General features: G+C 28.7%; 24 protein-coding genes. 22 read left to right on the top strand and 2 right to left on the bottom strand.

Translation table 11 applies throughout. The annotated features are described in order from the left end of the window. Window positions 1-11 precede the first annotated feature (11 nt). The 6 genes from BWR22_RS07730 (at window position 12) to BWR22_RS07705 (ending at window position 6,773) form a co-directional block, all read left to right on the top strand. Window positions 12-761 (top strand): C40 family peptidase, encoded by a 750-nt coding sequence (locus BWR22_RS07730; protein ID WP_076733116.1) that lies wholly within the window; start codon window positions 12-14, stop codon window positions 759-761. A 141-nt stretch (window positions 762-902) separates the two neighbouring features. Further along, a complete protein-coding gene (locus BWR22_RS07725; protein WP_076733115.1) occupies window positions 903-3,431 on the top strand; it encodes a PIG-L family deacetylase in 2,529 nt (842 codons plus the stop codon). Between the two features lie 113 nt (window positions 3,432-3,544). Beyond that, window positions 3,545-5,257, top strand: coding sequence for a sodium:solute symporter (locus BWR22_RS07720; RefSeq protein ID WP_076733114.1), 1,713 nt, complete (start codon window positions 3,545-3,547; stop codon window positions 5,255-5,257). Between the two features lie 6 nt (window positions 5,258-5,263). Beyond that, window positions 5,264-5,878 carry a MarC family protein gene (locus tag BWR22_RS07715; RefSeq protein ID WP_076733113.1) on the top strand — a complete coding sequence of 205 codons (615 nt, stop codon included), beginning with the start codon at window positions 5,264-5,266 and terminating at the stop codon, window positions 5,876-5,878. A gap of 231 nt (window positions 5,879-6,109) precedes the next feature. Continuing rightward, a complete protein-coding gene (locus tag BWR22_RS07710; protein ID WP_076733112.1) occupies window positions 6,110-6,583 on the top strand; it encodes a hypothetical protein in 474 nt (157 codons plus the stop codon). Continuing rightward, on the top strand, window positions 6,573-6,773 hold the full coding sequence (locus tag BWR22_RS07705; RefSeq protein ID WP_076733111.1) for a helix-turn-helix transcriptional regulator: 201 nt from the start codon (window positions 6,573-6,575) through the stop codon (window positions 6,771-6,773). The genes BWR22_RS07710 and BWR22_RS07705 overlap by 11 nt, the downstream gene beginning before the upstream one ends. Before the next feature lie 62 nt (window positions 6,774-6,835). On the opposite strand, the gene BWR22_RS07700 is transcribed toward BWR22_RS07705, so the two are convergent. Continuing rightward, complete coding sequence (locus BWR22_RS07700) at window positions 6,836-7,678, bottom strand: DUF2911 domain-containing protein (RefSeq protein ID WP_076733110.1); 843 nt, start codon at window positions 7,676-7,678, stop codon at window positions 6,836-6,838. Between the two features lie 236 nt (window positions 7,679-7,914). On the opposite strand from BWR22_RS07700, the gene BWR22_RS07695 reads away from it, so the two are divergent. The 16 genes from BWR22_RS07695 to BWR22_RS07625 all read left to right on the top strand — a co-directional run bounded on the left by BWR22_RS07695 (window position 7,915) and on the right by BWR22_RS07625 (window position 20,543). Next, entirely contained in the window at window positions 7,915-8,571 is a 657-nt protein-coding gene (locus BWR22_RS07695; RefSeq protein ID WP_076733109.1) for a TetR family transcriptional regulator C-terminal domain-containing protein, read from the top strand. Window positions 8,572-8,624: 53 nt separating this feature from the next. Continuing rightward, window positions 8,625-9,935: an ABC1 kinase family protein gene (locus BWR22_RS07690; protein ID WP_076733108.1), complete on the top strand. Its 1,311-nt coding sequence runs from the start codon at window positions 8,625-8,627 to the stop codon at window positions 9,933-9,935. A gap of 6 nt (window positions 9,936-9,941) precedes the next feature. Continuing rightward, window positions 9,942-10,556: a flavin reductase family protein gene (locus tag BWR22_RS07685; RefSeq protein ID WP_076733107.1), complete on the top strand. Its 615-nt coding sequence runs from the start codon at window positions 9,942-9,944 to the stop codon at window positions 10,554-10,556. A gap of 6 nt (window positions 10,557-10,562) precedes the next feature. Further along, entirely contained in the window at window positions 10,563-11,987 is a 1,425-nt protein-coding gene (locus BWR22_RS07680; protein ID WP_076733106.1) for an SDR family oxidoreductase, read from the top strand. Next, window positions 11,980-12,132 carry a DUF2256 domain-containing protein gene (locus BWR22_RS07675; protein ID WP_076733105.1) on the top strand — a complete coding sequence of 51 codons (153 nt, stop codon included), beginning with the start codon at window positions 11,980-11,982 and terminating at the stop codon, window positions 12,130-12,132. The genes BWR22_RS07680 and BWR22_RS07675 overlap by 8 nt, the downstream gene beginning before the upstream one ends. Further along, window positions 12,102-13,418 (top strand): DASH family cryptochrome, encoded by a 1,317-nt coding sequence (locus tag BWR22_RS07670; RefSeq protein WP_076733104.1) that lies wholly within the window; start codon window positions 12,102-12,104, stop codon window positions 13,416-13,418. The genes BWR22_RS07675 and BWR22_RS07670 overlap by 31 nt, the downstream gene beginning before the upstream one ends. 6 nt (window positions 13,419-13,424) lie before the next feature. After that, window positions 13,425-14,960: a cryptochrome/photolyase family protein gene (locus BWR22_RS07665; RefSeq protein WP_076733103.1), complete on the top strand. Its 1,536-nt coding sequence runs from the start codon at window positions 13,425-13,427 to the stop codon at window positions 14,958-14,960. 88 nt (window positions 14,961-15,048) lie between these two features. Continuing rightward, complete coding sequence (locus BWR22_RS07660) at window positions 15,049-15,474, top strand: hypothetical protein (protein ID WP_076733102.1); 426 nt, start codon at window positions 15,049-15,051, stop codon at window positions 15,472-15,474. Then, complete coding sequence (locus BWR22_RS07655; protein WP_076733101.1) at window positions 15,449-15,754, top strand: TIGR03643 family protein; 306 nt, start codon at window positions 15,449-15,451, stop codon at window positions 15,752-15,754. The genes BWR22_RS07660 and BWR22_RS07655 overlap by 26 nt, the downstream gene beginning before the upstream one ends. Before the next feature lie 19 nt (window positions 15,755-15,773). Next, on the top strand, window positions 15,774-16,457 hold the full coding sequence (locus tag BWR22_RS07650; protein WP_076733100.1) for an SDR family NAD(P)-dependent oxidoreductase: 684 nt from the start codon (window positions 15,774-15,776) through the stop codon (window positions 16,455-16,457). A gap of 5 nt (window positions 16,458-16,462) precedes the next feature. Beyond that, window positions 16,463-16,639, top strand: coding sequence for a Lacal_2735 family protein (locus BWR22_RS14345; RefSeq protein WP_156875586.1), 177 nt, complete (start codon window positions 16,463-16,465; stop codon window positions 16,637-16,639). After that, window positions 16,636-17,097, top strand: coding sequence for a TspO/MBR family protein (locus BWR22_RS07645; protein WP_076733099.1), 462 nt, complete (start codon window positions 16,636-16,638; stop codon window positions 17,095-17,097). The genes BWR22_RS14345 and BWR22_RS07645 overlap by 4 nt, the downstream gene beginning before the upstream one ends. Before the next feature lies 1 nt (window position 17,098). Next, on the top strand, window positions 17,099-17,560 hold the full coding sequence (locus BWR22_RS07640) for an SRPBCC family protein (protein ID WP_076733098.1): 462 nt from the start codon (window positions 17,099-17,101) through the stop codon (window positions 17,558-17,560). Between the two features lie 3 nt (window positions 17,561-17,563). After that, window positions 17,564-18,868: a cryptochrome/photolyase family protein gene (locus tag BWR22_RS07635; RefSeq protein ID WP_076733097.1), complete on the top strand. Its 1,305-nt coding sequence runs from the start codon at window positions 17,564-17,566 to the stop codon at window positions 18,866-18,868. Between the two features lie 70 nt (window positions 18,869-18,938). Further along, window positions 18,939-19,298, top strand: coding sequence for a nuclear transport factor 2 family protein (locus BWR22_RS07630; RefSeq protein ID WP_076733096.1), 360 nt, complete (start codon window positions 18,939-18,941; stop codon window positions 19,296-19,298). Window positions 19,299-19,424: 126 nt separating this feature from the next. Then, complete coding sequence (locus BWR22_RS07625) at window positions 19,425-20,543, top strand: SDR family oxidoreductase (protein WP_076733095.1); 1,119 nt, start codon at window positions 19,425-19,427, stop codon at window positions 20,541-20,543. Here the strand turns inward: BWR22_RS07625 and BWR22_RS07620 are convergent. After that, window positions 20,540-21,322: an alpha/beta fold hydrolase gene (locus BWR22_RS07620; RefSeq protein WP_076733094.1), complete on the bottom strand. Its 783-nt coding sequence runs from the start codon at window positions 21,320-21,322 to the stop codon at window positions 20,540-20,542. The genes BWR22_RS07625 and BWR22_RS07620 overlap by 4 nt on opposite strands.

Below are 21,322 nucleotides of genomic sequence, written 5' to 3'. Positions count from 1 at the left end.
AATTATAGTTAATGCAATACGGCATTTGTAATCTAAGCATTGTCCCTTTAAGAATAGAAGCTAGCGATACCAGTGAATTGGTATCGCAAGTTTTGTATGGTGACCTTTTTAAAATTATAGAAATGCGAAAGTCCTGGTGTAAAATCAGGTTAGCTTTCGATAAATATGAAGGTTGGATTGATACCAAACAGTTTTTTGAAATTACAAAAGAAGATTACGATACTTTAATTGTAGAGACACCAAAATTATCTTCAGATTTAATTGAATTTGTAGAAGATAGCAACAAACAGTTATACACTATTCCTTTAGGCTCCCAATTAAACGGATTATCGCTTTTACAACATACATTTGATGGCACCATTACAGAAGGTGAAAAAGAAAAACATAATCTTATAACTACAGCTTTTAACTATTTAAATACTCCATATCTTTGGGGAGGAAAAACACCTTTTGGGATAGACTGTTCTGGTTTTACCCAAATGGTTTATAAAATGAATGGCTATAAGCTGCTACGTGATGCCTCACAACAAGCCACTCAAGGTGAAGCACTAAGTTTTATTGAAGAAAGCGAACCTGGAGATTTAGCTTTTTTTGATAATGCCGAAGGTATTATTACACACGTTGGCATAATAATGAAAGATAATTATATTATTCATGCACACGGAAAAGTTAGAATAGATAGATTAGATCATTCTGGTATTTATAATGTAGATAAACGTACGCATACTCATAAACTTCGAGTAATAAAAAAGATTGTTTAATACACATAAATTATTTTTTTACAAAGCCGCTATTAACACTCTTTTAAAGCGTTAAAGAAATCCTAAAATACTTTTTTAAAAAAGTGATTGTTTATATTTGAAGATGCTCAATAAACTCGAGGAAAATTCAAATAAAATACAATGTTAAAAACCATTACTTCTCTCCTATTTATTTTTTTATTATCATTTAACAGTACAGCACAACAACCCGATAAACCAAATGCATCAGAAATATATGATGCCATAGAAAAACTAAATTTTTTGGGATCTGTACTTTATTTAGCTGCACATCCAGATGATGAGAATACACGCTTAATTTCTTACATGGCTAACCATGTAAAAGCAAGAACTGCTTATCTGTCTTTAACACGTGGTGATGGCGGACAAAACCTTATTGGACCAGAAATTAGAGAGCTTTTAGGTGTTATTAGAACTCAAGAATTATTAGCTGCAAGACGTACAGATGGTGGTGAACAACGATTTACAAGAGCTAATGATTTTGGCTACTCTAAACATCCAGACGAAACCTTAGCTATATGGAATAAAGATGAAGTATTAAGCGATGTCGTTTTAGCTATACGTCAATTTAAACCAGATATAATTATTAATAGATTCGATCATAGAAGTCCAGGGACAACACATGGTCATCACACAAGTTCTGCTATGCTAAGTTATGAGGCTTTTGATTTGGCTGGCGATGCATCAGTTTACCCAAATCAAGTAAAAGAATACGGAACTTGGCAACCTAAAAGAGAATTTTATAATACATCTTGGTGGTTTTATGGTAGCAAAGAAAAATTTGAAGCTGCCGATAAAACAAATCTATTAAATGTTGATGTTGGTACCTATTACCCAAGTTCAGGTTTAAGTAATACAGAAATTGCTTCCCTAAGTAGAAGTCAGCATAAATCCCAAGGATTTGGTAATACTGGAACTCGTGGAGAACAAATTGAATACATAGAATTAATTAAAGGAGACTTGCCTAAAGATAAATCTAATGTATTTGATGGTATCGATACCTCATGGAATAGAGTTAAAGGAGGAAAAGCTATTGGTGATATTTTAAAACAAGTTCAAGAAAATTTTGATTTTACAAACCCATCAGCATCAATTAAAAATCTAATAAAAGCTTATAATTTAATTAAAAAATTAGAAAATAAACATTGGCGAAACATTAAAACAAAAGAAATAAAAACAATAATTGCAGCTTGTAGCGGCTTATATTTAGAAGCCGCTGCTACAGAAAGCTCAAGTGTTTTAAATAATACAACAAAGTTAAATATTGAAACTATTAACAGAAGTAATGCCAATATTGAATTAGTTTCTATTTCCAAATCAGACAATAAAAAAACAATTTCAAAAAATATTAATTTAAAGAACAATCTTTCTGTACAAACTGAACTAGACTTTTACGTATCCAACAACGATAATTATTCCGTTCCATATTGGTTAGAAGAAAAAGGAACATTAGGTATGTATAAAGTTGAGAACAAAAAATGGATTGGGCTACCAGAAACCTTAAAAACAGCAACGATTCAGTTTAATTTAAACATTGAAGGTTCTCCTATTTCATATACAAAACCAATTGTTTACAAAACTAATGATCCTGTAAAAGGAGAAGTCTATAAACCTTTTGAAATAATACCAGAGGTTTCTGCAAAAATTAGCGAAAAAGTAATCATTTTTGAGAATGATACTCAAAAAGAAATACCTGTTATAGTAAAAGCAAGTCGTGATAATTTAGAAGGTTTTATAGAACTTAATTATCCAGAAGATTGGAATGTTTTTCCTAAACAACAAAAAATTAATATAAAACATAAAGGCCAAGAACAAAGATTAGTATTTACTGTTATACCTCCAAAATACCAAAGTGAAGGTACACTATCTCCAAAAGTTACTATTGGAAACAAAATATATAATAAAGAATTAATAGAAATTGATTACGACCATATCCCATATCAAACAGTTTTACTACCAAGTGAAAGTAAAATTGTACGGTTAGACATTAAAAAACGTGGAGAAAATATTGCATATATTGAAGGTGCTGGAGATGTTGTTCCAGAAAGTTTAACACAAATTGGTTATAATGTAGTTATTATTTCTCCAGAAGATATTTCTTCTCAAAAATTAAGTCAGTTTGATGCTGTAGTTATTGGTATTCGTGCTTATAATACTATTGAAGAGCTAAATTTTAAACAAGATATTCTATTTGATTTTGTAAAAAATGGTGGCAACATGATCGTACAGTATAATACCAGCCATAGACTTAAAGTCGATAATCTTGCTCCGTATACTTTAGAATTATCTAGAGACAGAGTAACAGACGAGTCTGCAGAAATTACTTTTGTAAACCCTAATCATGAAGTTTTAAACAGTCCTAATAAAATTACCCAACAAGATTTTAAAGGCTGGACTCAAGAACGAGGTTTATATTTCCCAAATAAATGGGCTAAAGAGTTTACTCCAATTTTATCTATGCAAGATAAAGGTGAAACTCCAAAAACAGGTAGCTTATTAGTTGCAAAGTACGGTAAAGGACACTATATCTACACAGGTTTAAGCTTTTTTAGAGAATTTCCAGCAGGAGTTTCTGGTGCTTATAGACTTTTTGCTAATATGTTAAGTATTGGAAAAGAAAACATTACAAATAACTCTGGATTAAAAAATTAAATATGAAAGAAAAGCAACCAAAATATAAGTGGAATAAACTTTATACTTTAATACTTGTAGCAAACATTGCATACATTATTGCTTTCTATTTCATCACAAAAGCGTTTTAAATCATGCAAACATTAGATTGGATTGTTTTAATAGGAACATTATTAACCATAGTTATTTATGGTACTATTCAAACCAGAGGAAGTAAAAATGTAGAAGATTATTTAAAAGGCGGAAACCAGTCTAAATGGTGGACTATAGGTTTATCTGTAATGGCAACACAAGCTAGTGCTATTACGTTTTTATCTACACCAGGACAAGCCTTTAACGATGGTATGGGATTTGTGCAATTTTATTTTGGCCTTCCTATTGCCATGATAGTAATTTGCATGGTATTTATACCGTTATACCATAGACTTAAAGTATATACTGCATACGAGTTTTTAGAAAATAGATTCGATAGAAAAACAAGATCGCTTACAGCAATTCTATTTTTAATACAACGTGGTTTAGCAGCAGGAATTACCATCTTTGCTCCTGCCATAATTTTATCGGCAGTACTAGGTTGGAATTTACTATTACTAAATATAATAATTGGTGTTTTAGTAATAATTTATACAGTTTCAGGAGGTACAAAAGCCGTAAATGTTACACAAAAGCATCAAATGGTTGTAATCTTTACAGGAATGGTTATAGCATTTATATTAATTTTAAATCAACTTCCAGACGATATTACTTTTAAAAAAGCTGTTGAAATTGCAGGTGCAAGTGGAAAAATGGAAGTACTTGATTTCTCTTTCGATTTAAATAACAGATATACCGTTTGGACTGGATTAATTGGTGGTACTTTTTTAATGCTTTCTTATTTTGGTACAGACCAAAGTCAAGTTCAACGTTATTTATCTGGAAAATCTGTAAAAGAAATGCAGTTAGGATTAATGTTTAACGGACTTTTAAAAATACCAATGCAATTTTTTATTTTGTTTGTAGGTGTTATGGTATTTGTATTTTATCAATTTAATCAAGCACCTGTTAATTTTAATCCTACAGCAACAGAAATCGTTTTAAATTCTGAATATGCTGAAGAATATAAAGCTATACAAGAAGAGCAAAAAATATTATTCGAAAATAAACAGACAGCTATAAGTCGTTTTATGTCAACTAAAAACGATGAAAACAAAACAAGCATAGCTACTTTTAATGAAGCAAACGATGTTTTAAGAAATAAAGCCAAAGTCTTAATTGAAAAAGCTGGTGATGCGCAAAATATAAAAGTTGAAAGTAATGATAAGGATTATGTATTTATTCATTTTATATTAAACAATCTTCCTAAAGGATTAATAGGTTTATTATTAGCCGTTATATTATCTGCAGCAATGTCAAGTACTGCAAGCGAATTAAATGCCTTAGCGAGCACTACAACAATAGATTTATATAAACATAAAGTTGGGGATAAAACAGAATTACAAATGCTTAAAGCTTCAAGATGGTTTACCTTACTTTGGGGAATAATAGCTATTGGCGTAGCATGTATAGCTAATTTAGCAGAAAACTTAATTCAGCTAGTAAATATAATTGGTTCTATATTTTATGGTAATGTTTTAGGCATCTTTTTATTAGCCTTTTTCTTTAAATACGTAAAAGCTAATGCTGTATTTACAGCAGCTTTAATAACCCAAGTTATTGTAATTACATTATTTCTTTTAAATAGATTCGAAATTATAAACCTGCCATTCTTATGGTTAAACTTTGTAGGTTGTGTAATTGTTATAGCCATTGCATTTTTATTACAATCTAAAAATGAGTATTTTAATAGAATAAATTATAAGAATATATAACAATATATGGTAGAAGTTTTAACATCCATTTTTTTCATTTTTGCTGTAATTGACCCAATTGGATCAATACCTGTTTATTTGGAAGCCACTAAGGAGTTTGATAATTTACACAAAAAGAAAATAGCCATTAGAGCTTGTGTTATAGCATTTTTAATACTTCTCTTTTTTATTGTTATTGGTCAACTTATTTTAGAAGGAATGAAAGTATCTTTAGATGCTTTTCAAATTTCTGGAGGAGTTATTTTATTTCTTTTTGCGTTAACCATGATTTTTGGAGATGGAAAACCTGAACAGGAAAAAAATAGTATTTCAGATTATAAACACGTAACTATTTTCCCAATAGCGATTCCATCTATTGCATCTCCAGGAGCAATTATGGCTGTAGTACTATTAACAGATAACCACTTATATACTTTTTTACAACAGAGTATTACAACTTTATTGGTTTTAATTGTTATAGGTATTACTTGTTTAATTCTTTTGGCTGCTAATAAATTACAAGAAAAAATTGGAGATTACGGTATTACTGTTATTAGTAAAATTATGGGCTTAATACTAGCATCATATGCGGTTCAAAATATTTTAAGCGGAATTTCAGACTACTTTTCTACAACTGCATAATAGAGAGCAAAAACATTTAATTAAACTCTTAACTCTTAAAATTAAACCATTACCAATGGTCTATTTTTATTAGTATTCTTTAACATGGAATAATATAAACACTATCAAACTGATAGTGTTTTTTATTTTAAATAGTATTATTTACTTAACTTTTTATCAAATTAGCTTGTCTTTTTGTAAAGTTTATTTTACATTTGAATAATCAATTTATCAATCAAAAATCGAACAATTATGAACACAAATTATTTATTACCAAACAAGCTTAAACCATTAGGTTGGATTTTATTTACACTAGGCACTTTCTCTGGTCTATTACTTTTATTTAAAGGATATGATTATGAACCCATAAAGTTTAAAGTGCTTTCTTTATTTAATAAAAGTATTCTTGCAGATGGCTCAATGTCTTATATTAAAATTATCGAAACCGGTATAGCAAACGAATTAGCTACTATTGCTATTATTACTGGAGGATTAATAATTGCACTTTCTAAAGAAAAAGTAGAAGACGAATTTATATCTAAACTTAGAGCAGATTCCTTTATATGGGCTATGATAACTAATTATATAGTGTTGCTAATAGCTACAATTTTTATTTATGATTTAACATTTTTTACCGTGTTAGTTTTTAATATGTTTACACCAATTGTTTTCTTTATTATTCGTTTTAATTTTTTAAAATTTAAATCTAATAGTGATGAAGAATAATATAAAGGTACAGCGTGCTATACATGATTTAACACAAGCTGCTTTAGCTGAAAAAATAGGCGTTAGTAGACAAACCATAAACGCAATGGAAAAAAACAAATACGTTCCATCTACAGTTTTAGCTTTAAAATTAGCAGAATTATTTAACGTAAAAGTTGAAGACATTTTTCAGCTTGAGAATAATGAATAGAAACAAAAAAAAGCGCAATCTTTCGATTGCGCTTTAAATATATACTTACTGTAAAAAACAAATTATTCCCATTCTTTAAGAAACTCTTTATTCATTTTTACATAACCTGCATTATCAGCTTCTTCTGCAAGTTTTAAAGATGCTTTTGCAGCTTTTATTGCTTCTTTTTTATTTCCTGCCTTTGCATGAATTAAAGATTGTTGACGTAACATCCAAAATTTAGGATCATCTTTACTCATATCTATGGCCTTATCAATCCATACTACAGCTTGTTTAATATCTCCGTTAGATTCTAAATTGTAACGTGCAGCAGCATAATAATCTGCAGCTCCAGGACCATTCATCACTTTATTAATATTTGCTTTTACTTTTGCTGCAGTAGGTACTTCTATTGTAACTCCAACAAAAACATCTTCCCATAATATACCTAAAACAGCAGAGTTATTTGTTAAATCATCAAAAAGCATAGTAAATGTTTCCATTTTCATAGGCATATTCATAACATCTGTAGTTACTTTTGCCGCAACTTTACTTTCATCCCATGCTTTTGGTGTTCCCCAATTATTAGTATCTGTATAAAATACAATGTCCCATGACGATTTATTTGGTTTTGTAAAAATAGCATAAGAACCTGCTTTCACTTCTTTACCTCCAATTTTTACATCATCACTAAAAGTAATTATAGTGTTTTTATTAGCTCCCGTTCTCCACATTTCACCATAAGGAACTAAATCTCCAAAAATAGCACGACCTCTCATGCTTGGTCTTGAGAATTCTAAAGTTAAATCTGTTAACCCTACCTTCTGCTCTATTTTAGCTTCTGGACTAGGTTGCGGTGTCTCAATTTGAGCATTTGCGGTAAATGATGCTACAAATACTAAGGCAATCATCAATAAATTTTTCATAATATTTTTAATGTGTTAGTGTTAATTTTTTTATTAGTGTAAATCTACAAATTACAGCTTTTTTCTATTGTTAATAAAAACTTAAATAAGATTAGAAATCTTTGCAAAGCACTAAAAATTTAAAATAAAAAACACTCAGCTATTTTTTCTAACTCATAATATGATGTTAATTTTGTTTAACTTTATTAAAAAATAATTAAACATTTTGTATCTTTATGGATATTAAACATAATCTCATGGCGAAAAAGAAAAATTTAAATAAAAACAACATAATAACATTTTATATGGATTATGTTTTAGAGCATGGTCAAAACCCAAAATCTGTATATAGTTTTGCAAAACATAATAATTTTGAAGAGTCTAAATTTTATGAGTTTTTTGGATCGTTTGAAAATATAGAAAAACATATATTTAAAGTGTTTCATGATAACACTATTTCTGCTTTACATAAAAGTAACGAGTATTCTAGCTTTCATTCTAGAGAAAAGCTACTAAGCTATTATTTTACATTTTTCGAAAACCTAACCGCCAACAGAAGCTATGTTGTTTATACATTAAATAAGCATAAAAATAGCTTAAAATCTTTTAAAGCATTAACAGCATTAAAATCTAGTTTCACACAGTATATTAATGATTTGGATATTGAATTATTAGATGTAAAGGAAGAAAAATTAAATAAAATTCAAAATAAAGGACTTACAGAATCTGCATGGTTACAATTATTATTAACAATAAAATTTTGGTTAGAAGATACTTCTGCAAGTTTTGAAAAAACAGATGTTTTTATAGAAAAATCTGTTAACACAAGCTTCGATGTTTTAAACATTGCTCCTTTAAAAAGCTTGATAGATTTCGGGAAATTTATTTTCAAAGAAAAAGTAAAAATGAATTAATAAAATTTTTGAGATAAAGAAATTTCTCTCATTCATTATAAATATAAAACATATTGAAAACAATAGATAGCATACCAACTTCTAAAATTCAACGAGCTTCAAAACTTGTTCAAACTGGTGCTAAAGTGGGAGTTAATTACCTAAAATACTACGGTGATAAATTAACAAAAACTGAAGACGAAGCTAAAACACGTTTAAACAATAATAACGCTGAAGATATTTACGATGGTTTAAAAAAGCTAAAAGGAAGTGCATTAAAAGTAGCGCAAATGTTAAGTATGGAAAAGAGTATTTTACCTCAAGCTTATGTAGAAAAATTCTCTCTTGCGCAATTTTCTGTACCACCACTTTCTGCTCCTTTAGTTGCTAAAACTTTTAAAAAATATTTTGGCAAATTACCTAATGAAATCTACGACACCTTTAATTTAACTTCTGTAAATGCTGCCAGTATTGGACAAGTGCATGTAGCAGAAAAAAATGGGAAGAAACTTGCTGTGAAAATTCAATACCCAGGTGTCGCAGATAGCATTTCTACAGATTTAGCATTAGTTAAACCTATTGCTATACAAATGTTTAACATTAAAGGAAAAGATAGCGACAAATACTTTAAAGAAGTAGAAAATAAACTTATTGAAGAAACTAACTATATTCTTGAAGTAAAACAGAGTAAAGAAATAGTAAGTGCATGTAAGCACATTCCTAACCTTAAATTTCCAAACTATTATGAAGATTTATCGTCCGAAAGAATTATAACTATGGATTGGATGGAAGGCGAACATTTAAGTCAATTTACTGCTTATAATAAAGACCAAAATAAAGCAAACAAATTGGGTCAAGCACTTTGGGATTTCTATATGTATCAAATGCATAAACTAAAAAAAGTACATGCCGACCCACATCCTGGAAATTTTTTAATTTCTGAAAAAGGAGAATTAATAGCCTTAGATTTTGGTTGTATGAAAACAGTACCAGACGAATTTTATATACCATACTTTGAATTAGCAAAAAAAGATAGCATTAATAATCCTAACATTTTTAAAGAAAAATTATTTGCTTTAGAAATTTTAAAAGAAGATGATTCACCAGAAGAGTTAGACTTCTTTTCAAAAATGTTTCATGAAATGTTGAGCCTTTTTACACAACCTTTTCATGTAGAAACATTTAATTTTTCTGATGAAAAATTCTTTGGTAAAATTACAGAATTAGGTCAAAAATATAGTAAAAATACAGAGTTACGTAAAATGAATGGTAATAGAGGCTCCAAACATTTTATATATATAAATAGAACCTTTTTCGGGCTTTATAATTTAATGTTCGATTTAAAAGCACAAAATATAAAAATTAATAATTTTAAAAATTTATAGATGATCATGACCTATTTTAGCTTAAAAGACATTAATAACCTTGAGCACCTTTATAAAATAAACTTAATAAACAGCTGTTCTGGTTATAAATCTGCTAACCTAATAGGTACAAAATCTAGTTCTGGTATAGAAAATGTAGCCATATTTAGCTCAATTACACATGTAGGTTCTAGTCCTCCAATTCTAGGCTTTTTTTGTAGACCCACAACCGTAACTAGAAATACTTATGATAATATAAAAAACACAGGAGTTTATACAATTAATCATATCCATAAATCTAATTTTAAAGATGCACATCACACATCTGCAAAATATAATTCTAATATATCTGAATTCGATAAAACATCATTAAAAGCAGAATATAAAGCAAATTTTCATGCGCCTTTTGTAAAGCATTCACCAGTTCAAATAGCAATGAAATTTATTAATGAATATCTTATTAAAGAAAATGAAACTATTTTAATTCTAGGTGAAATTCAAGGCTTATATATTAATAACTCTTTAATTACAGAAGATGGTTTCGTAAACCTCTCTAAAGCTAATATTGCAACAATAAATAGCTTAGATGGTTATGCTTTTCCTAAATTAGAAGAAAGATTAGCATACCAGAGACCAAAATAAAACACTATGAAAATACTTGTTACAGGTGCAACAGGCTATATAGGTAAACGTATTATTCCGTTACTTATAGAACAAGGCCATACAGTGGTTTGCGCTGTAAGAGGAAAATTACGAACAGAAAAAAAATATAGTGATGAGCAAAATGTAGAAGTAGTTGAAGTCGATTTTTTAAAAAAAGAAACACTTAAAAATATACCAAAAGATATAGACGCCGCTTATTACTTAATACATTCAATGTCCAATTCTATTTCTAGTTTTCAACAAATGGAAAACGACTGTGCTATAAATTTTAAGCAAATTATAGAGCAAACTAACTGCAAACAAGTTATTTATTTAAGCGGTATCACTAACGATTTAAAACTCTCTAAACATTTATTATCTAGAAAAAATGTAGAAAACATCTTAGCTTCACCAACATACGGTTTAACAGTTTTTAAAGCTGGAATTATTGTAGGTTCAGGAAGTTCTTCATTCGAAATTATTAGAGATTTAGTAGAAAAATTACCTATTATGGTAGCTCCTAAATGGCTTAACACAAAAACTCAACCTATTGCTATTAGAGATGTACTAGCATTTTTAACACGTAGTTTAGGAGATAAGAGACTTTATAACACATCACACGATATTTTTGGTCCAGAAATTTTAAATTACAAACAACTTCTACTAAAATTTGCTAAGTCCAGAGGTTTAAAAAGATATATAATTACAGTACCAATAATGACTCCAAAACTATCAAGTTATTGGTTATACTTTGTTACATCAACATCTTATAAATTAGCTAGAACCTTGGTAAATAGTATGGGAGTAGAAATAATTGGGCATCCAAGTAATATTAACCAAATGCTTGATGTTAATCCTATTAATTATGATGAAGCAGTACAATTAGCATTCGAAAAAATTAAACAAAATAGTATTATTTCTAGCTGGAAAGACTCTTACGCCAGCAGTAGAATAAAAAAAAGAATTTCGGCAAAATATATTAATGTTCCAAAACATGGCTGTTTTAAAGATATTAAAGAAAGGCCTGTTTTAAATGAAGAACGAACTTTTGCGAAAATTTGTGCCATAGGTGGAGAAAATGGATGGTATTATGGCACCTATTTATGGAAAATTAGAGGATTTATAGATAAACTTTTTGGAGGTATTGGCTTAAGACGTGGACGTACAAATGTTAATACAATAGAAACAGGTGATGCTTTAGATTTTTGGCGCGTATTATTAGCAGATCAAGAAAATAAGCGTCTGCTTTTATTTGCAGAAATGAAATTACCTGGAGAAGCTTGGTTAGAATTTAGAGTTGCAAAAGGTAAAGTATACCAACGCGCAATATTTAGACCAAAAGGATTAGCAGGAAGACTATATTGGTATAGTGTTTTACCGTTTCACGGCTTTATTTTTAAAGGCATGATAAATAAACTTGCTAATGCCTAAAGGAGTTAAAAAACAAAACCTTCCAACCAAAATTTGTTTAACCTGCCTCCTACCTTTTACTTGGAGAAAAAAATGGGAAAACAATTGGAACAATATAAAATATTGCAGTAAAAAATGTCGTCAAACAAAAACAAAACCAGTTTAGTCTGGTTTAGAAACGATTTACGAATACAAGACAATACTTCACTTTCTAAAGCTATACTAGAAAGTAATACTGTTATTGCAATTTATTGTTTTGATAAAAGACAGTTTAAAACAGATAAGTTTGGGTTTAAAAAAACAGAAAGATACAGAGCTAAATTTTTAATTGAAACTGTTCAAGATTTAAAAACACAATTACAAAAATTAAATATTCCATTATACGTCTATTTTGATAATACAGAATTATGCATCGCTAAACTAGAAAAGTGTTTTAATTTCGACGCCTTATATCTTCAAAAAGAGTGGACAAATGAAGAAAATAATATACTAGATAAAGTAAAAAATATTTGGCACAAAAACTTCCCTATTTACGAGCTTTACAATCAATTTTTATATCATCCAGAAGATGTAAATTTTGAACTTGATAAATTTCCCAAAATATTTACAGAATTTAGAAAAAACGTCGAAAAACATTCTAAAATTAGAACTATAAAAAGTATTTATAATACTAATTTTAATAAAGATTTAATTGAAAATAACAAAACAAAAATACCAACACTTAAAGAATTAGGTTTTGCAAATTTTACAACACACCCTAATTCTGCTTTTCCTTTTAAAGGTGGAGAAACAGAAGCTTTAAAGAGATTAAATAATTATTTTTTTGAAACTAAAAAACTAGGTTTTTACAAGAAAACCAGAAATGGATTAATTGGTACAAATTTTAGTTCTAAATTTTCACCATGGTTAGCAAACGGTAGTTTAAGTGCGAAAACAATTTACTGGAAGGTTAAAGAATTCGAAACACTATATTTTAAAAACCAATCTACATACTGGTTAATATTCGAGCTTATCTGGAGAGATTACTTTAAATATGTTTCGATGCAACATCAATCTAAAATTTTTAAAATTGGTGGTATTTTAGAAAAAAAATACAATTGGCACACCAATTCTGAAGAAGTTAATAAATGGATTAATGGCAAAACTAACCAGCCTTTTGTAAACGCAAATATGATAGAGTTACAAAAAACTGGCTGGATGAGTAATCGCGGCAGACAAAATGTTGCAAGTTATTTTACAAAAACATTGCAACTGGATTGGCGTATTGGTGCCGCTTATTTTGAATCTTTACTTTTAGACTACGATGTACATAGCAATTATGGCAACTGGATGTATGTTGCTGGTGTTGGTAACGATCCCAGAGACAGAAAATTTAACGTAAAATTACAAGCAGACCGTTATGATACTAATGGAAATTACCAACGTTTGTGGTTACAAAACACTTTATTTTAATTTATTTTGAAAACACTAAGACTTATTTTAGGAGATCAACTTAATAGCAAACATTCGTGGTTTAAAGGAAACCAATCTAATTATGTGTATTGCATGTTCGAGATGCGCCAAGAAACAGATTATGTAAAGCATCATGTTCAAAAAATTATTGGCTTTTTTGCTGCAATGCGTTCTTTCTCTAAAGAATTAGAAAATAAAAATTGTCAAGTCGTCTATTATACGTTAAACAATACCCAAAACACACAAAATCTCACACAAAATATTCAACAAATAATCGATAAACTAAATATTAAAAAATTTGAATATCAATTACCAGATGAATATAGACTAGATCAACAATTAGCTAATTTTTGTAAAACACTTCCTTTTAACTATCAAGCATTTAACACAGAACATTTTTATACTAATCGTAATGATTTAGCTCTGTTTTTTAAAGATAAAAAACAATGGATCATGGAGAGCTTTTATCGTGAAATGCGTAAAAAACATGATATTTTATTAGTAGCAAATCAACAACCAGAAGGAGGAAAATGGAATTACGACAAAAGTAATAGAAACAAATGGAAAGAAAATAGTAATATCCCTAAGTTTAAAGCATTTAAAAATGATGTTTCAGAAATTAAAAAATTACTAGACAAACAAGACATTAAAACCTTAGGTCATTTTAAATCTAAATATTTTGAATATCCAATAAATAGAAAGCAAGCGTTAGAACAACTTAAATATTTTTGCGAACATTTGTTAATTCATTTTGGTGATTACCAAGATGCAATGCATACAGAAGAAGTGTATCTCTTCCACTCTCGTCTATCTTTTGCAATGAATTGTAAAATAATTTCTCCAAAAGCTATAGTTACAACAGTTTTAAATTATTGGAGAAAACATGGAGAAAACATAAACATCTCCCAAGTGGAAGGTTTTATTCGCCAAATAATTGGTTGGCGTGAATATATGAGAGGCATGTATTGGGCGTTAATGCCAGAATATAAAACTTTAAATTTCTTAGAAAATTCTAATACATTGCCAAATTTTTTCTGGACTGGAAAAACAAAAATGAATTGTTTAAAAAATGCAATAAACAACTCTTTAAATAATGGCTACGCGCACCACATACAACGTTTAATGATTACTGGAAACTTTGCTTTACTAACACAAATTAATCCAGACGAAGTAGACGCTTGGTATCTAGGAGTTTATGTAGATGCCATAGAATGGGTGCAATTACCAAATACTCGTGGTATGAGTCAATTTGCAGATGGAGGAAAAATAGCAACAAAACCATATGTTTCTAGTGGTAGCTACATTAATAAAATGAGTAATTATTGTGATGATTGCTATTACAATAAAAAAGAAAAAATTGGTGATAACGCTTGTCCTTTTAATAGTTTGTATTGGAATTTTCTAGATGATAAGCGCGAGCAATTAAGCAATAATTTTAGAATGAAAATGATGTATAGCTTATTAAATAAAATTCAACCCGAAGATTTACATAAAATTAAAACTAGAGCTTATAACATAATTAAAAATCCAGATAATTATTAAATAAAAATTAATATGTTAATTTTTGTTTAACTTAATCGATTTAAAGTTAAACATTTTGTAAATTTGATTAAATCGATTTACAAACATTATGATTTTTAATACTACTTACATTAATAAACAGAATACAGATTTAATAAATGATATAGTAGGAAAACCATTTAGTTTTTTACAAGCCTTTAAACTTAAAGGTATTGGCTCTAAACGAATGATTATTGAAAATGTAAGCCCAAATTTTAAGTACCTTTTAAATACAGTTGCAGACGCAAATTATGCTAATATAGAGCTAAGACCACATGGTATTTTAATCCATATTATTAAAGGCTTACAAAATTTTACGTGGGCAATTCCTTATTACCAATTAGTTATATATAAAGTTAATGGCTCTAGCATACACGCGCAAGGCAGGTTTATTCACTTTAAAAACAACAAAACATTAAAGGAAAACAAAAAGTTTTTTAATAAACTTTTAAACGAAAAAATAAAATTTGATGAAAAATATAATTTCCAAACCTAGTAATCCAAAAAACTTTACTGTCGAGGATATAGATCGTATTATAGAAATGGCTTGGGAAGATAGAACTCCTTTTGATGCTATAACTTTTCAATTTAATATCAAAGAACAAGACATAATAAAGCTTATGCGAAAAGAAATGAAAGCAAGTAGTTTTAAATTATGGCGAGCAAGAGTTCAAGGTAGAAAGACAAAGCATCTAAAAAATAGGAATTTTGAAGAAGGTCGTTTTAAATGTTCTAGACAAAAGCAAATTACACACAATAAAATAAGTAAGAGGTAAAATTTTAAAACCACTAAAAATGAAAAACATTGTAATAATTGGAGGAAGTAAGGGTATTGGAAATGCAATTGTGAAAAATTTAATTTCCGAAAATAAAATTTATAACATAAGTAGAACTTCACCAGAACAAACGCACCAAAACCTAACACATTTTAATTGCGATATTTTAAATGATGATTTACCAGAAATTGAAGCAATAGACACTTTAATATATTGTCCTGGAAGTATTAATTTAAAACCAATTTCCAGACTATCCTTAGAAAATTTTAGAGAGGATTTCGAAATTAATGTTATTGGTGCCGTAAAAACAATCCAGCATTTTTTGCCAAAATTAAAAAACGGTAATCAACCATCCATACTACTCTTTAGTACAGTTGCATCAAAATTAGGAATGCCTTTTCATGCAAGTGTAGCAGCTGCAAAATCAGCAATAGAAGGTTTAACAAAATCTTTAGGTGCAGAATTAGCTCCAACAATACGTGTAAATGCTATTGCTCCTACGGTAACAGATACAACATTAGCATCAAAACTATTACGTAACGATAAAATAGTAGAAAATATTAAAGAGCGTCATCCTTTAAAAAAGTTTTTAAATCCTGAAGAAGTAGCCGATATGGCTTCGTTTTTAACATCTAGTAAAGCAGCTTCTATTTCTGGTCAAATTTTTAAAATGGATTGTGGCATTGTTAGTTTTAAAATTTAAGAATTATGTTTTCATTATTTAAAAAGAAAAGCCAAGTTGAAAAACTTCAAAAAAAATACGAAAATTTAATGCGTGAATCTCACAAATTATCTACATCAAATAGAAAAGCTAGCGATGCTAAATTTGCTGAAGCAGAAATAGTTAATAACCAAATTCAACAATTAATAGCAAACAAATTATGAACAAACTTAAATATATTTTGTTGTTTATAATTATAAATTTTGCTAGTTTATACATTGGTAATATATTAATGGATAATGGCCCACAAACAAGTTGGTATTTAAGTTTAGAAAAGGCACCTTGGACACCGCCTGGTTGGGTATTTGGAGTCGCTTGGACATTAATAATGCTATGTTTTTCCTTCTATTTAGCTTCTTTATTTTTAAAACAGAATAGTTTAAAATTAAAATTAGCATTTACGCTACAAGTGTTTTTAAATGTAATATGGAATTTTGTGTTTTTTAATCAGCATTTAGTGGCAATAGGTTTAATAGTAATCTCAGCCTTAACAGTTGTTATTTTTACTTTTTTCTTCACCAATTTTAAAAGCATGAAAAACAAAAGTTTTTTACTTCTACCTTATATGGTTTGGCTATTAATTGCAACCTCACTAAACGCTTTTATTTTATTAAATAATTAATATGAAAATATATAGACTACATAAAAAACAAAATTTACCAATAACTAAAGAGCAAGCTTGGAAGTTTTTGTCAAGTCCAGAAAACTTAAAAACCATAACTCCAAATTATATGGGATTTAATATCTTATCTGGAGCAGATAGACCAATGTATGCAGGACAAATAATTCAATACATTGTAACTCCTGTTTTAGGCATTAAAACAAAATGGGTAACAGAAATTACTCACGTTGTTGATGGAGAGTATTTTGTAGACGAACAGCGCTTTGGTCCTTATGCATTATGGCATCATAAACATTTTATTAAAGAAATTAAAGGCGGTGTAGAAATGGAAGATATTATAGATTATAAGATTCCAATGGGAATTTTTGGTCAATTAGCACACCCTATTTTGGTAAAACCTAAATTAGAAGAAATATTTAATTACAGAAAAGAGAAGTTAGAAACCCTTTTTGGAAAATATTAAACTATGAGTAAAACTGTAAACATTTTTTGGTTTCGTCGTGACTTACGATTGGACGATAATATAGGTTTTTTTGAAGCATTAAATGGCAAATATCCAGTATTGCCAATTTTTATTTTTGATTCAGAAATTTTAGAAGAATTACCAAAAAACGACGCTCGCGTTAGCTTTATTTTTGAAACACTTCAAAACATGCGTAAAACATTACAAGATGAAAACAATAGTAGTCTAGCCATGTTTTACGGTAAACCAATAGAAGTTTATAAAGCTTTAATTAAAGATTATAATATTAATACCGTTTACACCAATCATGATTACGAGCCTTATGCAAAAGAAAGAGACAAAGAGATACAATCGCTCTTAGAAAAAAATGATATAACTTTTAAAACGTATAAAGATCAAGTAATTTTTGAGAAAGATGAAGTTGTAAAAGACGATGGTAAGCCTTATGTCGTTTACACGCCTTATATGAAAAAATGGAAAGCTAAATTTAAAGACTACAATTTAAAAATTTACTACACCAATTCTCATTTAGATAATGTAATTGAAAATACAAGACTTCCTAATTTAAGTCTAAGCGATATAGGTTTTACAAAATCAAGCCAAGAAGTTAGAGAATATACAGTTACTCCAACAGTAATTCAAGACTATGAAGCTACCCGAAATTATCCTGCAAAAGATACCACATCACGTTTAGGACCACATTTAAGATTTGGTACTGTAAGCGTAAGAAAAATGATTAAAAAAGCAACTGCAGAAAAAAACGAAATTTTCTGGCAAGAACTTATTTGGAGAGAGTTTTTTATGCAAATATTATGGCACTTTCCAAACACACATAAAGATGCTTTTAAAGCAAAGTATGATAATATTAAATGGCGTAATAATGACAAAGAATTTAAAGCCTGGTGCGAAGGAAAAACTGGTTATCCGCTAGTTGATGCTGGTATGCGACAATTAAATAAAACTGGTTTTATGCACAATCGCGTACGCATGCTTGTTGGTAGTTTTTTATGCAAACATTTACTTATCGATTGGAGAAAAGGCGAAGCTTATTTTGCAGAAAAACTGCACGATTACGATATGGCTAGTAATGTTGGTAATTGGCAATGGGTAGCAGGATCTGGTGTAGATGCATCTCCTTATTTTAGAATATTTAATCCAACAACACAAATAGATAAATTTGATAAAGACAGAAAATATATAAAAAAATGGGTTAAAGAATTTGAAACAGATAAGTATCCAGATAAAATTGTAGACCATAAAGAGGCTAGAGAACGTTGTTTAAAAGTATATAAAGAGGCTGTAGCATAAATAACAATAACTTAATCTATTCATTTTTAAAAATTTACTATCTTTAGTTAAACTAAAAAAGACTAATAAAATGAACACACAAGACGTTGCAAACCAATGGAAAACAATGTGCGAACAAGGTAAAAACCTAGAATGCATAGAGCAATTATACGCAGATAATGTGGTAAGTAAAGAAATGCCTGGAATGCCTGGTGAGGTTACCGAAGGCAAACAAAATGTTTGGAATAAAAGCAAACAATGGCAAGAAAGTGTAGAACAAATTCATGCTAGTGAAATTGGGGAACCTGTAGTTGCAGGTAATTTTTTTACTGCTAAAATGGGATTCGATTGTACGTTTAAAGAAGGTGGAAGACAAAAAATGGAAGAAGTGTGTGTTTATGAGGTAAAAGATGGTAAAATTGCCAGTGAGCAATATTTTTATAGTATGTAAAATTTAAAATTTTATAAATCCGTTTAAAAACTCATGATAATTATTATGAGTTTTTTTTATTAGAGTAATTAGAAATACCACAACACATTTAAAAAACTGTATCTTCGCGCTCTAATATTTTGGTGTATGAATTGTTTACTTACTGGAGGAAATGGAATTGTTGGTAGTCATGTTATTTTCGATTGGCTTAAAAAAAATATTACAAGTAACTCTCAAGACCATTTATATGTTATTATTAGAGATAAAGCTGAGTTAACTGCTAAGCAACGTTTAATACACGTGTTAAGTAATGACACTAAACCAGATTATCTTAAAAATATTAGTATAGATAAATGTTTAGAAAAAATAACGGTAATTGCAGAAGATCTTGTAAATATTACAAAACAAAAGCTTCAAGATTATAATTTTTCAACAATAATACATTGTGCTGGTTCCACTAATTTATCTCACGCTACAAACTCTAAAACCGTAGTACACAAGCAAAACTATATTGCTACTCAACAACTATTAGAAAATATTCCAGATACCGTTAATAGGTTTATTTATATAAGTACTGCATATTCATTTGGTATTCAAAATGAAATAGTAAATGATAGTATTTCTAAATACAATGTAAATACTTTTAGAAATCCTTACGAGCAATCTAAATATGAAACAGAGCGATATGTAATAAAAAAATGTGCAGAAATTAATATTTATTCACAGGTTTTAAGACCTAGTATTATTTGTGGTCGCTTATTAGACAAGCCTTTTTTTGAAACTCCAAAATTCGATGTATTCTACTCTTGGCCAATGTTTTTAGATAAGTATTCTAAAAAATTTAAAGATGCATTTAGAATTTGGATACATAAAGAAAGTGGGCTTAATATTGTACCAGTAGATTTTGTATCTAAAGCTATTTTATACGCCGTCGATCACCCAGAAATTAAAGAACTAAATATTGTTAACCCAAAACAAGTTTTACATAAAGATTACGTTGGGAAAGTTTTAGAATCTTTTCAAATAAGTAATTATGAATATATGGATAATATGCCTATAGATTTAAATAACTTTGAAGAATTATATTATAAAACTATAGGGCAATTATTTAAAAATTACATATCCATTCCAGATTTACAATTTGATTCTGAGCGTATAAAAACAATTATTAATCAGTTAAAATTAGAAATGACACTTGGTGTACACGAAAATTTTATGAATCTGATTAATTTTTCGGTAGAAAAGAAATTTAAGCAAAGTTATTAGGCTAAGCCATTTATAAACTTTATTGTTTGAATATTAAACGTTTCTGGTTGTTCTACATTAACAACATGTCCACAATTTTCAATAATTAATAACGTAGATTTTAAATGTTTAGCTACAATATTTTTTACAGAAGGTAAAAATAAATGATCCTGTTCTCCCATTATATATAAGGTTGGAATTTTTATATCCTTAGCTCTAAAAAAACGTAACAATGGATTTATTTCTGATGTTAATTTAAACCATCTTACAAACTCCTTTTGATAAAGTTTTTTTGCTTCGTTTACAAATAATAATCGAGAGTTTTTATGGTTTTTCCTTGGCATAATAATAAATGCAAAGAGCTTATAAAGCATCATGTAAGGCACTATAGATTTAAATATAACACCCACTTTAATAAGCACTTGAGAACGAAAGTTTAGTTTCATAATTGCACCTCCCATAATCATGCTTTGTACACGTTCTGGATGTTTTTCTGCAAGATTTCTAATTAAAATAGTACCTAAAGAAATACCAATAAAATGAGATTTTTTAATTTTTAAATGGTTTATAACTTCAACAATATCATTTGTAATAGAGTCGAAAGTATATTTGGAATTAAAGGCATCTTTTAAAACAGGTTTAGAGTTACCATGACCTCTTAAATCTAATACCAATACATTAAACTGAGCACCAAAACTACGTACTTGTTTAAACCAAATAGAAGAACTACCACCTGCTCCATGAACAAATGTAACCCATTCTGTAGCCGTTTTATGTAAATATGTAGTGTAGTTTAACAT

Origin of the sequence: Lacinutrix venerupis (assembly GCF_001971745.1) — a bacterium.
GTDB classification, from domain to species: domain Bacteria; phylum Bacteroidota; class Bacteroidia; order Flavobacteriales; family Flavobacteriaceae; genus Lacinutrix; species Lacinutrix venerupis.
This window is presented reverse-complemented; position numbering and strand designations above follow the sequence as displayed.